This is a genomic window from Mesorhizobium sp. WSM4840 (assembly GCF_055811755.1).
Map to the genome: position 1 here is coordinate 1 of NZ_JBVVQD010000145.1, position 281 is coordinate 281.

The 281-nt window shown below is 55.5% G+C and carries 1 protein-coding gene; it reads right to left on the bottom strand.

The window, feature by feature from the left end; all coding sequences use genetic code 11:
* Positions 1-74 precede the first annotated feature (74 nt).
* On the bottom strand, positions 75-281 hold a 207-nt coding region (locus AC0L3I_RS37065; RefSeq protein ID WP_473530247.1), incomplete at its 5' end, for a type IV secretory system conjugative DNA transfer family protein.

Below are 281 nucleotides of genomic sequence, written 5' to 3' on the forward strand. Positions count from 1 at the left end.
ATGCAAATTCCCATAGCCGTTCACCTGTAGTGGAGTTTCTGATCGCCGAGGGACGGGATACGCGAGACGGGCGCTTAACCGTCAGTGTCATCTGGATGAGCTTCCATCAAGGGTGCCGGCTCCGGGAGGGCGCCTGTCTGGCTTTCAAAGATGCGTTTAAGGATGCGGTCCGAAAAATATCGCACCTTCCTCAATTGCAATGGTGGCAGACCTTTGATGAGAACAATCTCGTACTCGTCATTGAGCAGCCGAACCTGTTCGGGACGCAGCAGCGGCGCACC